Source organism: Paenibacillus sp. FSL R5-0341 (assembly GCF_037975235.1).
Taxonomy (GTDB): domain Bacteria; phylum Bacillota; class Bacilli; order Paenibacillales; family Paenibacillaceae; genus Paenibacillus; species Paenibacillus amylolyticus_A.
Window position 1 is genome coordinate 3,959,624 of record NZ_CP150241.1, and the last position, 15,042, is coordinate 3,974,665.

The following is a 15,042-nucleotide window of genomic DNA, read 5'->3' on the forward strand; positions in this document are numbered from 1 at the left end:
GCGCTCTTTACTTCGGATATTTCGTATGAACCCAGCTGAATCTGACCAACGTTCCCTCATTCGGCTCCGAAAACAACTCCACACGGTTATCCAGGCGGGCACTGATCTCACGAACCAGATATAACCCCATCCCTGTGGATTCGTGGTATTGCCTGCCCCGTTCGCCTGTAAAATAGGGATTGAACACGCGATGAATATCCTCGGACGAGATGCCGATTCCCTCATCCTGAATGTCCAGGATTGTACGCTCTTCCTGTTTATAGCCTGTAATGATCACTTTTTTGCCTGATTTGCTATCGGAATAGTTCACGGCATTGGTCAAAATCTGGGTAAACATGAACCGCAGCCACTTGGAATCACTGTAGATCTGAAGGTCGCCCTCCATCCGGATATCCGGTGTAATGCCTCTGCGAATAAATAAACGTCGGTTCTCGGCTATACCGCTCCGAAGTACTTCTTGCAAAGACAACAGCTCCACTCGAAAATCCCCTTCGAACTGTTCAAGCCGTGATGAATGCAAGACCATTTCAAGTCCTTTGCGCAGCTTATCCAGCTCATCCTGAATACTGCCAGCCGTCTCATCGTCCACATCCTCCAAGGTCAGTTGAATGATGGACAACGGTGTCTTCATCTGATGAACCCAGCGATTCATGAATACCACCTGCTGTTCCTTGCTAGTACGTAATTGACCCATCTCATTCTGTCGATTACGCTCCAATTCATGTAACAATTCCTGGATGGCTTCCGCCACGACCGAATTTCCAAGTGTTTGGAAAGGCTCGTTTACCCGTTTACGTGGTTGTTGAAGTAGACGATAATACGCTCGCAACTGCAAGTAACGAATGACCAGATAGACCATCAGCACCACGGTACTAATCAGCATGCCATAGAGGACAATTTTCATCGGACGGCCCTCACCAGAAAGCCAATACACACACGGAACCAGCAGCATCTGCAGCACATAAAATCCGACTAACATCTGGTGGTCTTTCAGAAAAAGTCTCATATCCCTTTCCCCTGTGCGGAAGAACCCAGATCTAACACGCGATAACCCGCTCCGCGAACCGTCTCCAAAATCTCTTCTGCACCCAGCTCCTTCAACTTCCGACGAACACGTGTAATATATACATTCAACGTATTGTCATCAATAAAATGCTGATCTTCCCACATCTGTTCAAGCAATTTTTCCCGACTCACAACCCGCCCTGCCTTCGCCATTAGTGCTTCCACCAACATGGCTTCCTTTTGTGTTAGCTCTGTAGAACGTTCATCATATTCCAGTACAAATCGCTCAGGATAGAGGATCATGGGGCCGTTCTTCACCTTCACTTCCTGCTGCACAGCAGCGTAAGAACCATAGGCTCTGCGCAGCTGACTGCGGACTTTGGCAAGAACGACTTCATATTGAAAAGGTTTCGTAATATAATCATCCGCTCCATGTTCCAACGCCATAATCTGATCCATACCACTGTCACGAGCCGATATGAATAAAATAGGACATATGGAATGTGTGCGTATCTGTCTGCACCAATAATAGCCATCATATTGAGGCAAGTTCACATCCATCAGCACAAGATCCGGTTCCATCTTCACGAATTCATCCAGTACATGACGAAAATCTTCTGTGACCTGTACCTGAAATCCATTTCGGGTCAGATAAGCGGCCAGCAATCCTGCAAGCTTCGCATCATCTTCAACCAATAATATCGACTGCATCGTTAACCCTCTTTCCGTTTCCTGACGTCAGTGTATCACATCTAGTTACCCATTCTAGTCGGAAACGGCTTGGAAATAAAGGGTCAGACCACGAGGCGTCCTCTCTTCTCTGCCAAACCAATGATAGCTTCAACCCCTGAGTTAAACTCAAGAAAGTCCTGCTCAACTCCATCACTGAAAATGACACCATCCTCTGGCATCTGGGATACAATGTGCAATGGCTGCTTCGAATGAATCTGTCCAAACACCAGATTGGCTGCTGTCGTCCGGCTCGGGAACGGTTCACGTACTGAAAAATATAAGTAAGGCGCATCCCAGTTAAAATGATTCAGCTCCTGCCTGCTTCCATGAATGGATGCAGATGCTGTAGCAACCTCAGCTTCGGAATTCATGTTCTGCCATGCCGCCGATCCTACAATTCCGGTAGCTCCCGCCAGCACACTTTTGAACCAGCCAGTCGATCCCATGCCTGTGGAGACAATGATACCACTGGAAGATTGTTGTTCTGCGGATGAACCCAGACGCACTTCATAACGAGCCGACACATGCGTCTTTCGACCAATGAACAGATCGTTCACACCATATAGATACTGCCCATCATTGAGTTCTACTTTGGCGAGAGTGACTTCTTTCAAGGTTCGTTGCTTTCGAATGACATCAGGGAGAATGAAGCTGAGATCCTCCACGGTAAAAGGTAATAATACCCCGTCCCACCGCATCGGGTCCGGATTCACACCGATGAGCGGCTGCTCAGTTACATACTTGAGGGTATTAGCTACAAGCCCATCCTGTCCCACCACAACCACGATATCCTGCTCTCCAAAGATAAAATTGGGCACATGTTCCCGATCAATGGTCTGTACACGACCCAATTGTCCCAGTTGCTGCTGAGCCTGCTGTACGGATTGACGATAACGACGGTCTTCCTCCATATAATCACTAAAGTCTGCGCCCAGACGTTCAATATAGAACTGGGCTTGCTGTACCGTGTTATATCGAACCACCAGCTCTTCCAGTCTGGTCCGGCGCTTCACCAGTATCAGCTTGTGTTCGCTCATCCGGTCATCCGCTCCAGGCTGCTGACGTGCTGATTTCCCTGCCTGCTCTGTTTGCTCTCTTCTTCCTAATCTCATCTCGCTCGTCCTCCCTGATCTCTGCCCGGCGCAGGAGACATTAATCCCTGCAACAGATCCGGCGAGATATTAAGCTGTCCGATCTTGCCTGCATTTTCAGCCAGTTCCTGGAACGCGAGTGCGATCAGCTTATCGGAATTCATGCCCATGTTCGCCATCGCTTGCAGTACATTCGGCTGTACATTTTGCAATGAATTCATCACGGCAGCAATCTCATACGCTTTGGCATCCGCTTCAGCATTGTGATTGGCAATGGTTAACTCAATGAGCTGCTGCTTACGTTCCTCCATCGCTGTATTGAACTGTAGCTGTTCCTGTTCCATCTCATTTTGTTTCTGTTTCACCGAGCGTTCTGCCTGTAATTGGGTCTCACGAATTTGCTGTTTCTTCGTCTCCACGGCAATTTCCGTATTCAGTTCGTTCTCTTTCACTCGTCTTTCCTGTTCAATCGATGCATTCCGACGCACATACAGCGCTTCATCTGCCTGACGCAAAATCTCTTCCCGTGCTTGTGCTTCCAATGCACGCATCGTCTCTTTATTAGGCAAAATGGCCAGGATGGACAGACTCATCAGCTCAACGCCCAGTTTCTCCAACTCTTCACTTTGCACAACTTCGCGTTTCATGCTGCTTGCCAGCCGTTCACTGGATTGAATAGCCTCCTTCAGCGGCATTTGCTCCAGATGTTTCTTGGTTAACACTTTGGCTGTGGTGATTACCCGTTGATCCAGCTTACCTGGATCGTCGGAGATATACCGATTCTTGCGCAAATTGTACGTGTAATTCAGACTCTGCGTTATTTTCAAATAATCTACAATGCGATAGCTTAGCTGCCCTTGCACAGTAACGGTCTGATAGTCAGCCGTAATCTCTTCGAACATGAACGGTACATCTACCGAGGATACGGGTAGAACGACTACCGATGTGGTTGGCTCATAATAATAGAAGGATAATCCCACACCTTGACGCTGTACCTCACCATTTTTCACCTTCATTACATATTCACTGGGTTGAAACTTCGCAAATCGAAATCCAAACATGGTTCATTCCTCATTTCTTAATATTGTCGTTTTGATATTATCGAAATGATATCAAACAAAATCGATATTGTCAATACGACATTAACAAAATGTTTAGATGCCTATTTAAAGAAAACGGGTCCGTTCTATATAAGTTGAACTAAAGATTATTTACACTGACACTCCGATGACAGAATAACCTTCTAATCGCTGTTATCCCCAGATTTTTTCGATTCCCTTTTCTAAAGGGAAAATCTGGGGATAAAGGCGAACGCTTCGCTTTTTCAGTTTTTTCTGTCCTCTCCGTTATCGTGTAAATCAATAGTTAAACTTATATAATCTCTTTTCACAAAAAAATAAAGAGACCGAATCCTATGATCCGATCTCTTTAGATACTTCGTTATTTTCTATTCATGAGTGTTGATAATGCCATCAAGCATCACCCTTCATAATCAAAAGCGGGCTTTTTGAACTACCTCTAATACAGTTGTTCCATCAGTCTGGCGACTGCAACAGCACCCTGTGCACGGTTCGCTGTTTCTTTCGGAGCAAACGTGCCATCAGGCATGCCGTGTAGCAGTCCAAGTTGTTGCATCGAAGTTACAGCTTCTTTCGCATATCCGGCGATCTCGGCGTTGTCTACAAACACCGTATTTCCTTGTGCAGCATTGTTCGCATCCTGATCACGTTGTAAAACCTGCAGCGCTCGATTCAGCATAACAGCCATATCTTCTCGTGAAATACGTTCATTGGCTCCAAAGCTTCCATCTGCTCGGCCTTGAATAATGTTCATTTCAATTCCGAGTCGTACTGAATCGGCATACCACTGCCCTTCCTTCACATCTGTTGGGAATGCGATAGATGGATCGAGCTGACGTGTATCACCAATACCTTTAATAATCATTTGCAAAAATTGTGCTCTGGTCAGTTCACCTTGTGGGGCAAAACGAGTTGCGCTCATCCCCGTAATAATTCCCTTACCGTAGAGGTTCTGCACCTCTTGGATCGCCCAATTGTGATTTTGCAGATCATGTAATGGTACTTCAACTTCTGCAATGACATAACTGCCGGATTCCAGAGGTTTGAATGCCATTCTCTTCGTCTTGTCATCGTACTTGGAATACGTAACAGGTCTCATCTCCCCACTTGGAGATACAGAATGCACGACCATAACTACATCATTCTTCTTAGACTGCTCTACATTGGATAGAGCAACTTCAACCTTTCTGTTTGTCCATTGCAAAGGCTTATTATTCATTAACAAATTCACATCGACAATCGCATGATTGCCGATTGCTGCTTTTTGCAATGTAGTCAGCGTATCTGTCGATCCTTTTGCCACTACGATGTCGAACGTTCCAGCATTCTCCGCAATAGTTAGCGGGAGTGAATTTAGAGGAACACGAACGGTAGTCGGTCCTACGACTACATCCAAAGATTGCACTTCCTCGGAACGAACCCATGCTGCTAGTTGACTTACAGCCAATTGGAATGTGACTGTCTTGGCTGTGTCAGGCACATCCGCAATCAATTTCAACGTCTTATTTCCTGCATCCATGGATTGCAGTGCCTGGGTAAATTGGGATGCATCTGGACGAATCAAATACTGCTCATCCCCGGATGTCGTTCCTTTTACCGTTATTGAACCCTTCTCTGGTACAGCACCCGGCTCAACCGGTGGGGTTACAGTCGGATTCCCCGTCGAAGGAGCTGTCCCCGGGTTGGAAGGTTGTGTTGGTTGGCCAGGGCCAGGTGTTACATCTTGACGTACAAGCTTATTCATAGCATCTTGTAACGCACGCTCGGCCTTGCTTACATCTTGCGTTGAAGATTCAACATCCAGAATGAATGCCTTCGCTTCAGAAAGTGCCTTACTAAATACATTCCAGCTTGATGTGGTGTATTCGGTTTGTTTTAATTTCTCAGCGGCATCTACAGTAGCTTGCAGTGTAGTTTTGTCTGCCGGGAACGTACCATATGCTTCAAATTCCATGAATCCTACCCAGGTGGGACCTGCTTTAATCGTTACCCGAATGTAGCGTCCCTCCGTGCCTTCTGGAAGAACATGGCTAGGTGCGGTCGATACAACAACATCACTTGTGGTGTCCACTACTTTCACAAAATTCTTGTTATCGTTGGACACTTCAATCGTATATTTGATACCGCCACTCCACATCGACATCTCGATCTTGCGCAGGTTTGCGACTTGCCCCAAATCCACTTGCCACCAGCTGTCAATACTCTTATCGGTCCCCCATGAAGTGTTTGGATTGTTGTCAATTGCACCTTCAGGAGAGTTGGCTTGATTGCCTCCTGTCCCTGCACTGCTTGAAGCCGTTGCCGTTTTGCCCGTTGTTAAAGCCTCCAGAGAGACCAGACTAGTAAAGGCTTGTTTCAACGTATTCAGTGCTGAATTCACCTCAGACTGAACAACAGCATTATTATCTCGGACCTGAATCGCTGCCTGCAAAGACTGTTCCAATACAGACCAGCTCCGGCGTGTATAGGAAGATTTAGTCTGCTGCTGCATTTGTTGAATGTACTGGTGCAGTTGTGTTTTATCCACATTGGATAGACCTTGAATGGCATCATGCAAACGTTTAAGCGCTGTATTCGCATCCGTCTGTGTTGCTCTTGGATCATTCAAGACCTGCTCAGCGCCTTCCAGCGCTTTGGTCAATATTGCCCAAGTGGCCTCAGACCAGTCAGTCTGCTGATACGTACGCGCTTCCGCTATTTTAGCTCTGAGCTCGTCAAGCTGCGGGGGGATAACCTGCATCTGCTGCATCACACGTTCCAATGCTGTTGTCGCTGCATCTGTATCTGCTTGAGTTACCCCACCCGCCGTGTATGCCTGTTGGTATACTTCATTCGCTGCCGAGATTGCCGGAGCCAGAGTCACCCAGCTTTCCGGAGTAAAATCAGTCTCTACCAATGATTTGGCTCGTGTAAGTGCCGCGTCCAGTTGCTGGCGGTCTGCGGGCAGAAGCTCCAGTCCGCGCTTGTACACATCAAGGGACCATAACGCTCTGCCTTCATACGAATGCCCGCCGTTGGCCGGAAATTCGTCGTAATCAAACATCGCTTGGTTCTCCCAAGCATTCCCTTCAGATGCAATCCAGCCTACACCGGCCGGAATCCAAGCTGGCTCCCAGTAGAAGAAACCTGCGCCATGATTATTCGGCACGTTCGCAATCATGTCCATAATGCCGGCGATGGCATCATATTGACCTTGAATCGTTGCGGGGAAGTCTGCTCCTCCTACATGAAGCGCTTCGTCCGATCCGATGATGTTTCCATGAGCATCCCCGTTTTTGTAGGAAAACGGATAGGATGTTTCAGCGATAATGACATCTTTTTTGAACTTGTCAGATACTTTATTCATGGTCTTCTGCACATCGGCAAATGTTCCATGCCAGAACGGATAATAGGAAAGTCCGATGATATCATACTTCAGTTCGCGTTTCTCCAGCTCACTGAAATACCAGTCGAACGTATCCGCCTTGCCGCCTTCTGCGAGATGAATCATGATTTGAACCTGATCTCCACCTTCGACTGCACGTACAGCATCAATTCCGCTTTTCAGCAATGCAACATTTTGCTCGAAATCCACGTCGCTGCTCAAGCCGTTCAGAACACCACTGTTGATCTCATTACCGATCTGCACCATATCAGGCATAGCGCCCTTTGCTTTCATTTCTCCCACAACTTCAACCGTATAGTTGTATACGGCCTGCTTCAGCTCTTCGGGAGAAAGATCTTCCCAAGCTTTGGGACGAAGCTGCTGGCCCGGGTGCGCCCACTCATCCGAGTAGTGGAAATCCAGCAGGATCTTCATACCTTTTTGCTTCACCCGCTCGGCCAAACGAATGACATCTTCTTTATCGTTGTAGCCCCCTGATTTTTGTGGATCATTCCACAGACGAAGACGCACATAATTGACACCGCGATCCTTGAGAATATCAAGCAAATCACGCTCTGTACCGTTGCTGTCCACGTATTTTCCACCTTTGTCCTCAATGGCAGTCAACGTGGAAATATCGACACCTCTAACATAGTCTGCACGATATCCCTCAACAAATACCTTGGCTTCAGGCCGAGGCTCTGAAGGCGCACCATATACTGCACCTGTTACGGTAAAGCTGCCCGCATGTGCGTACTCTGAAGGGTCAATACTGTCCCATTCCACTGGAACCATTCCTGATTTTCCATTCTGGTACCATGCTTTCACCTGATTAGGCAGAACTGGCGCACTTCTTGTCACCGTTTTCACTTCGATTGAATCATATTTGGTAATGTTGGCTAGTTCAGTGCCTTCTGCTTCTCCCCACACTTTGAATTCCAATATTTCCGGCCAGACTCCCTCACCCTTATAAAAAGATATGTTCAATCTGATGTATCGCACATCATTCTGCTGAAACGTCAGATCAGCGATCTGTTTGGAATCGGCATTTTCACTTTGATTAACAACGTTGGTCCATGCCTGCTGGTCAGCAGATGTTTCTATCATATATTTCACAACCGTGTTTTCTCTCCACGTTATTTCCGTTCCCGACAGATTGTAGTCTTCACCCAGATCAATCATGACCCACTGTGGTTGTTCCGTCGTCACTCCCGCCGTAGCAGTCCAATGCGTGTCACTTTTACCATCAACCAAGTGCTCCTTTTTACTCTCCCACTCCAAATATTCTGTGCTAACCGTAACCACCTTGTTAAGTGCCACGTTCACTTTCGCATCTTCTGCAGCAGCTGGACGAATCATCAACCCCAGATCACAGAATAGCATCAGTAATACCAGACACCCGCTTATGTACCTTTTGTTCACTCTTGATCTCCCCCTTTTTGTGTTTGATTGTGCATGGATCAATGAATGTGTTGAATCTTCCTCATTGTAAGCGCTTAATAGCTATAGGCGACACGGCATTATCCAAAGGAAACAGCAGTTATTTTAACAATATGATCCTGTAAAAGTTACATTTGAGCTATATCCATCACACTATTTTGCAAGAGAAAGCAAAAAAATCTGTCCTTCCACCCTAAGGCAGAACAGAACAGATTTTTAGGTATATGATCATTGTTACACTTATTTGGAAAGTTTCAATTCAAGTTGTACTTGGATATCATTTTCAGTCGAGAGCACCACGGAGTGCGGATTTTCCATTCCGAAATCTTCGAACGTTACCATGGATGTTGCCGACAACAACACTTCGTTATTCTCATAAGCGGCTTTTGCATCAAAAGTCACTTCTTTTTCGATACCTTTAACCGTAATGGTACCATTCATTTTGATATCAACCGTTTGACCGACAGGCCATTCTGCAGGTACACCTTCAAATGAAGTCGCTGTAAATGTTGCTTGTGGATACGTAGCAATATCGAAGAAATCGGCTTGCTTCACGTGACCGTCTCGTTGTCCATTTCCGGAATCAATCCCGTCCATCTCGATCTGTCCTTCTGCTTTCATCTGAGCAGCATCGTCTACATTAATTGTCCAATTGCCTGTTACCTGCTCGTCCACAAAGTTAACGGTCTCCTGTGAAGTGGTTACGGAGAAGTATACTTTGGACCCTTCACTGATGCTCCAGTCTCCATTCAACTGCTCTGCTGTCGCTGTTTCATTAGCAACAACCGCTCCTGTGCTATCTACTGCTGTTGTGGAAGTCGCTGTGCTTGCAGGCAGTACCTGCTCGATCTCAACGTTGTTCCCCAAGTAACTATTAGTGAGATAGTAACCACCGCCACCGATTACGGCAACCGCCGCCACACCTGTAATAAGCCATGCTTTCGCTTTCTTGTTCATCTGTATGTTTCCTCCAGTATATTATTGTTTAGGTTGCTTGTTGATATGGATATTACCAGTCGAATGTGTCAGGAAGAAGTCAAGAAAAGACAAGTCCCTCATTTTTTTGTAATCCGTAATACAGGATTGGCTTTATGCTCTTGCTCATGTAAAATCAGTACAAGCTTATGAAATGAAAGGAGACCGCTTTTCTTGAAATCCATACTCATCGTCGAGGATGAGCAAGCTATTGCACGCGTACTGGCTGCTTATCTGAGAAAAGCAGAATTTGAAGTTCATCATGCAGCAGATGGACCGACTGCACTTACCCTTTTTGATTCCATAACGCCTTCCCTTGTATTACTCGATGTAATGCTGCCAGGAATGGACGGTTGGGATCTGCTGCGGATTATTCGTGAAAAAAGTGCTTGTCCCGTGATCATGCTAACCGCACTGGATGACATTTCAGACCGTCTCAACGGCTTGAATGCCGGTGCTGACGATTATATGAGCAAACCTTTTGTACCAGAAGAAGTCGTCGCCAGAGTTAATGCTGTGCTGCGCCGTAATCCACATTGGACCTCAGGTGGTGAAGAGAAGCGTTCCTTTGGTAATCTCGTCATTGATCTTGCTGCCAAGCAGGTGCTGTTGAACGGTGCAGAGGTTGCACTCACACCTCGTGACCTGTCGTTACTGCTATTTCTGTCCGATTATCCCAATCGTACATTTACCAGGGATCATCTTATTGAACAGGTATGGGGAATGGATTATGACGGCAGTGACCGTGCTGTGGATCTATCGATTAAACGACTACGTCAAGCACTCTCCCACTGGTTGCCCGAAACAGGAGAAATTCGGACGTTGCGAGGAATGGGGTATCAATTTTGGATCGCCAACTGAAACAGAAGAAACCCAAACGATCGATATCCATTCTGTCACACTGGACACTGCGATATTTTCTCATTTTATGTATCGGTTTCACCATTATTGTCGCAGGGGCGCTCTACTGGATTCGAACAACCTCTATTGAGAAAAGCCTCAAAACCGCAGAACTGCTTGGACTGGAGATTGCAGATCGAGTGACCAGTGAAAATAATGTGCTTCGGGTCCCACCCGATCTGGACAGAATGGTAACCAAGCGAGAGAAACTATTCAATACAGATCATTATTTTTGTGTCATGATCTTGGACAACAATAATCAATTGATTTTTTCCCAGCCTAAAATGGAGCAAAAAGATGTGCATTATCGACTGTCAGATGACTATCGTGAACCTCGCAATAACAAATATGCAGGGGTAACGGTCAACATATCCGAAGGTGATCAAACCATGGGTACAGTGTGGGTCATGCAGTCGAAACAATCCATTACATTTGGTCCAGAGACCATATGGCTCGTTGCTCTAATCCTCGGAGGACTCATCCTCTGCGGATGGTTTACGATCTATCTCCTGTCCAGTAAGTTATCCAGACCTATTCGTCAGGTTGCCTATGCCGCTGAGCAGATTCGAGGTGGTAATTATGATGTAAGTCTTGATTTGAATACACGAGAGCGTGAGATCAACGAACTTGTAAACTCATTCCGCGATATGGCCACTCGTTTGCAACAACTCGAAGAATGGCGAACAATTTCGCTGGCAGGGGTAAGCCATGAACTCAAGACACCGGTAACTTCCATCAAGGGGCTCGTTATGGCAGTACGTGACGATGTCGTGAGTCCACAGGAAGGAAAAGAATTTTTGGATATCGCTTTGAAGGAATCCGAACGTATGGAGCGAATGGTCGCAGATCTGCTTGACTATAACGCAATGGCTGCAGGAAGTGTTGCTGTTCGCAAGGAACGAACGGATCTGAAGCTATTGGTCGGTGAGATCATCTATCAGTGGAAGATTGCGTACGAGGATAAAATGCCAGAGGTTCAGCTGCACTCCCCTCCAGTTACGTTCTTTACGATGGGAGATGCTCTCCGCATTCAGCAGATCATTGTCAATTTGCTTAATAATGCACTTCATGCCACAGCTCCTGAACAAAAGGCTGTCTTCGATATTTATCTACGCGCAGAAGAACAGATGCTGTACGTTGACGTCAAGGACAACGGCACAGGCATCCCGGCAGAAGATCAACCCAAAATCTTCGAACGGTTCTATCGTGGAGAACTCAAGAAACGCCGTAACCGTGGTCTGGGTCTAGGATTAACTTATAGTCGCTTACTCGCTCAGGAACAGGGCGGTGAACTGACGCTTGTCTCCAGCAGTCCGGAAGGCAGCATGTTCAGATTAAGCCTGCCACGCTGGACTGCAACGCAAGAAGCTATCACTACAGAAAAGGCTTACGGAGCAGCCGTTAAAGTATAACGCACCACGCTAACATGCCAATTAGCCCAGGACTCCATTCAGGAGACTGGGCTAATTCATCGTTGCTCCTTTCTTTATCCAAAAAGAAAGCACTCAACACTCTAATACACGTGGCCTGTATTCCTCGTAAGCATCCGAGACCAATTGCTTATGAAGTGCACTGCTGGCAATGATCGCTTTCCGCTTTGCTTTCAGAACAATCTGCTCTACATCTGCATAACTGCACCCTGCCAAGCGTTCACATATGTAATCTTCCAGCTGGCTTTCCTGTTCAAATGCCCCCACCAACTTGCTGATATACAATCTACGACTTGAATCATCAGGCATACCATAGGTCATCTTGGTATCAAAACGCCGCCATATGGCGTGATCCAGTTGGGTTTCCAGATTCGTCGCAGCCACCAGAATACTGTCCCCATCGAATTCGTCCAGACACTGCAACAACGTATTGACGACACGAGCCATCTCTTTCACTTCATCATTGCTCTCACGTGTACGGCCTATGGCATCAAATTCATCCAGAAATAACACACAGGGATTCATTCGTGCATATTCGAATAACTTCCGTACGTTACTCCCTGTCTCCCCAAGGTGGCTATGAATGATTGCATCTAATCTCACGAGTACCAATGGTAAATTAAGGCGCTCAGCCAGATGCGATGCCGTTAATGTTTTTCCCGTGCCCGGAGGCCCAAACATGACCATTTTGTTGGGGATCGATACATCATGCTCTCTGAACTTCTCTTTCATGCCCAGAATGGTGATGAATTCATTAATGATCCGTTCATTTTCAGCGGAAAATACAATATGCTGGGCTTTGCGCCTACACTCTTTCGGCGTGTAAAAAGCCGCCATATCGATCCCTTTAGCGCGGGGAATCCGATTCATATGATTTATTTTGCTCATGTATACACATGCTCCTTCATTTACGGTTTTAATTTTAATCGTAATTATTACTATTAAATAATAACACATTGCTGCCTTTTTGCAAAGATAACCACAGCACGTCCACTATCTCGCCACAGAAAGAGGCATTTGGTTGCAAGCATTAAGAAAATTTGCTATTCTAAGTATGCATCGTTGTGTATAACGCAAAAAAGCCCTCTAAATTTCATGAGAGCAACAAAATTTTCCAGATTCGCAAGCGGCAACTTGCTATATCCGGATTCTTTGTACCAACGAATGTAATCCAATCAAAGTGAGGTTAACAATCATGGCAAAAGACGTATTGTGTGAAGTTAATTCCTGTCGTCACTGGGCTCAAGAAAACAAATGTAACGCTTCTTCGATCTACATCGTGAGCCACACTTCCAAAGATGAAGTTCGTCAGTCTGCTGAAACAGACTGCAAAACTTTCGAAGTGAAATAAGAAATTGCATATGATCCACTTAAAGGAGCCCTTACCGGTTCCTTTTTTCTTTGTCTATTGTAACAAGAATGATAATTATTATCAAGCCCTAATCTGCAAAAATCCTGCTCACCTCTTAAATGCACATTGGACAGATTACCTACGTACACTACGTAAGAAGTTAGTCTGCCTATGAACGATTAGAACCAAGAGGTGAAAAACAATGCCTGTTAAAAGTGGCACACAGTATCTGGAACGAATTAATGCCCAGTCCGTCCCCTGCTGGTACAAAGGTAAGCTTGTTACTGGAAAACGCTCGGAACATGTTGCATTCTCCGGTTTGATGGAGACTCAGAAGTACATGTATGATCTGCAATCTGATCCTCAATTTGCGGAAACGATGACGTATGCCTCCCCTGCAGATGGCAAACCTGTGGGCATATCCTTCCTGCCTCCAACCAGTGCCGACGACCTCCGTAAACGCCGGGAGGGGATGAATATCTGGGCGAATGTGCATCATGGTTTTCTTGGTCGCTCACCGGATTACATGAATACAGCCATTATGGCCTTTTACACAGGTGCGGATCTCCTGAACGAATTATCTCCCCAATATGCAGAAAATCTCAAGAATTATTATGCGTACTGCCGTGACCATGATATCACATTATCCCATGCTTTCATTCAGCCACATGCCAGCAAAATATCGGGTCAAATGGATGCTACTGAGGATGCTATTGCCGCAAAGGTCGTAGATCGCACCGAGGAGGGCCTCATAATTAGCGGTGCATTCATGATGGCAACACAGGCTGCAACTTCGGATGAGATTTTTGTCTACCCTTCACCTTCTCCTGCTCCATTTGATGATGAGAATCCATTCGCATTTTCCTTTGCTGTCCCGAATGATCTGCCAGGAATCAGTCTGGTTTGCAGGGATACCTATGCAGCCGAGTCTCACGCCAACTATCCCCTGAGTTCCAGATATGAAGAAATGGACAATATCGTCATCCTTGATCGAGTACTTGTTCCGCATGAACGAATATTTTTTGCAGGAAGTGAGGAGATGTCCTCCCGTCTCTTCAGTGGCAGTCATTTTCATATTCACGCTGGTCATCAGGTGTTATGTCGTTATATTGCAAAGACGGAATTTGTTCTCGGTACACTCCAGCTTCTCACGGATACCCTGGATCTGAATACGGAAGCACATGTTATAGAAAAAACAGCACGTGTACTCGCGGGTCTTGAATCGTTAAAAGCGTTAGCCTTGGCCGCGGAAGCAGGTGCCATCCCCGATGGACGGGGATTTGTATTACCTGCACCCAAACCATTGATGGCAGCCAATCTCCTTTTTCCGAAACTCTATCCTGAGATGATTGAAATATTGCAACTCTTGGGATCAAGCGGGGTGATTATGGTGCCTCAAGAAGAAGAGTTTCAATCCAATATCGCTCCTTCACTCAATATATATCTTAAAGGAAACGATATGGCTTCTCACGAACGCAACGCGCTGTTCCGCCTGATCTGGGAACTTGGGGCGGGATCATTCGGGGGTAGACAGACTCAGTTCGAACGGTTCTTTTTTGGCAATACCATTACGGTATCGAGTCGATTGTTCTCGGCCTGCAACAAAGATCAGACGAATCGTCAACTCGTGCGTAATTTTCTAGCCAACACCAGCAAATAAGAGAACTAACGGATC

General features: G+C 46.1%; 11 protein-coding genes. 4 read left to right on the forward strand and 7 right to left on the reverse strand.

Annotation, left to right across the window (positions count from 1 at the left end; genetic code table 11):
* Positions 1-7 precede the first annotated feature (7 nt).
* The 6 genes from MKX75_RS17735 to MKX75_RS17760 form a co-directional block, all read right to left on the reverse strand.
* Positions 8-1,006 (reverse strand): sensor histidine kinase, encoded by a 999-nt coding sequence (locus MKX75_RS17735; RefSeq protein ID WP_339166254.1) that lies wholly within the window; start codon positions 1,004-1,006, stop codon positions 8-10.
* Positions 1,003-1,716: a response regulator transcription factor gene (locus tag MKX75_RS17740; RefSeq protein WP_339166255.1), complete on the reverse strand. Its 714-nt coding sequence runs from the start codon at positions 1,714-1,716 to the stop codon at positions 1,003-1,005. The genes MKX75_RS17735 and MKX75_RS17740 overlap by 4 nt, the downstream gene beginning before the upstream one ends.
* Before the next feature lie 83 nt (positions 1,717-1,799).
* The gene (locus MKX75_RS17745; protein ID WP_339170508.1) at positions 1,800-2,774 is read right to left on the reverse strand and encodes a sugar kinase; all 975 of its coding nucleotides are present in this window, start codon (positions 2,772-2,774) and stop codon (positions 1,800-1,802) included.
* Positions 2,775-2,845: 71 nt separating this feature from the next.
* Positions 2,846-3,889, reverse strand: a complete 1,044-nt coding sequence (locus tag MKX75_RS17750; protein ID WP_062835104.1) for an SPFH domain-containing protein — start codon at positions 3,887-3,889, stop codon at positions 2,846-2,848.
* Between the two features lie 457 nt (positions 3,890-4,346).
* Positions 4,347-8,693 carry a glycosyl hydrolase 53 family protein gene (locus MKX75_RS17755; protein ID WP_339166257.1) on the reverse strand — a complete coding sequence of 1,449 codons (4,347 nt, stop codon included), beginning with the start codon at positions 8,691-8,693 and terminating at the stop codon, positions 4,347-4,349.
* 258 nt (positions 8,694-8,951) lie between these two features.
* A complete protein-coding gene (locus MKX75_RS17760) occupies positions 8,952-9,668 on the reverse strand; it encodes a YceI family protein (RefSeq protein ID WP_076331452.1) in 717 nt (238 codons plus the stop codon).
* A gap of 192 nt (positions 9,669-9,860) precedes the next feature.
* Between MKX75_RS17760 and MKX75_RS17765 the strand changes: the two genes are divergently transcribed.
* Together MKX75_RS17765 and MKX75_RS17770 are read left to right on the forward strand one after the other, a co-directional pair.
* On the forward strand, positions 9,861-10,547 hold the full coding sequence (locus tag MKX75_RS17765) for a response regulator transcription factor (RefSeq protein ID WP_076331451.1): 687 nt from the start codon (positions 9,861-9,863) through the stop codon (positions 10,545-10,547).
* Positions 10,532-11,998 carry a HAMP domain-containing sensor histidine kinase gene (locus tag MKX75_RS17770; protein ID WP_076331450.1) on the forward strand — a complete coding sequence of 489 codons (1,467 nt, stop codon included), beginning with the start codon at positions 10,532-10,534 and terminating at the stop codon, positions 11,996-11,998. The genes MKX75_RS17765 and MKX75_RS17770 overlap by 16 nt, the downstream gene beginning before the upstream one ends.
* A gap of 93 nt (positions 11,999-12,091) precedes the next feature.
* Here the strand turns inward: MKX75_RS17770 and MKX75_RS17775 are convergent, their stop codons facing one another.
* A complete protein-coding gene (locus MKX75_RS17775; protein ID WP_076331449.1) occupies positions 12,092-12,904 on the reverse strand; it encodes an ATP-binding protein in 813 nt (270 codons plus the stop codon).
* A 307-nt stretch (positions 12,905-13,211) separates the two neighbouring features.
* Between MKX75_RS17775 and MKX75_RS17780 the strand changes: the two genes are divergently transcribed.
* Positions 13,212-13,367: a DUF1540 domain-containing protein gene (locus MKX75_RS17780; protein ID WP_076331448.1), complete on the forward strand. Its 156-nt coding sequence runs from the start codon at positions 13,212-13,214 to the stop codon at positions 13,365-13,367.
* Positions 13,368-13,569: 202 nt separating this feature from the next.
* The gene (locus MKX75_RS17785; RefSeq protein WP_339166259.1) at positions 13,570-15,027 is read left to right on the forward strand and encodes a 4-hydroxyphenylacetate 3-hydroxylase N-terminal domain-containing protein; all 1,458 of its coding nucleotides are present in this window, start codon (positions 13,570-13,572) and stop codon (positions 15,025-15,027) included.
* Positions 15,028-15,042: the final 15 nt, after the last annotated feature.

What these genes read in the sequence shown, in the direction of transcription:
- MKX75_RS17745 (WP_339170508.1), bottom strand. Translation starts at nt 2,774, where the DNA reads ATGAGCGAACACAAGCTGATACTGGTGAAGCGCCGGACCAGACTGGAA.
- MKX75_RS17785 (WP_339166259.1), top strand. Translation starts at nt 13,570, where the DNA reads ATGCCTGTTAAAAGTGGCACACAGTATCTGGAACGAATTAATGCCCAG.
- MKX75_RS17760 (WP_076331452.1), bottom strand. Translation starts at nt 9,668, where the DNA reads ATGAACAAGAAAGCGAAAGCATGGCTTATTACAGGTGTGGCGGCGGTT.
- MKX75_RS17750 (WP_062835104.1), bottom strand. Translation starts at nt 3,889, where the DNA reads ATGTTTGGATTTCGATTTGCGAAGTTTCAACCCAGTGAATATGTAATG.
- MKX75_RS17780 (WP_076331448.1), top strand. Translation starts at nt 13,212, where the DNA reads ATGGCAAAAGACGTATTGTGTGAAGTTAATTCCTGTCGTCACTGGGCT.
- MKX75_RS17775 (WP_076331449.1), bottom strand. Translation starts at nt 12,904, where the DNA reads ATGAGCAAAATAAATCATATGAATCGGATTCCCCGCGCTAAAGGGATC.
- MKX75_RS17735 (WP_339166254.1), bottom strand. Translation starts at nt 1,006, where the DNA reads ATGAGACTTTTTCTGAAAGACCACCAGATGTTAGTCGGATTTTATGTG.
- MKX75_RS17740 (WP_339166255.1), bottom strand. Translation starts at nt 1,716, where the DNA reads ATGCAGTCGATATTATTGGTTGAAGATGATGCGAAGCTTGCAGGATTG.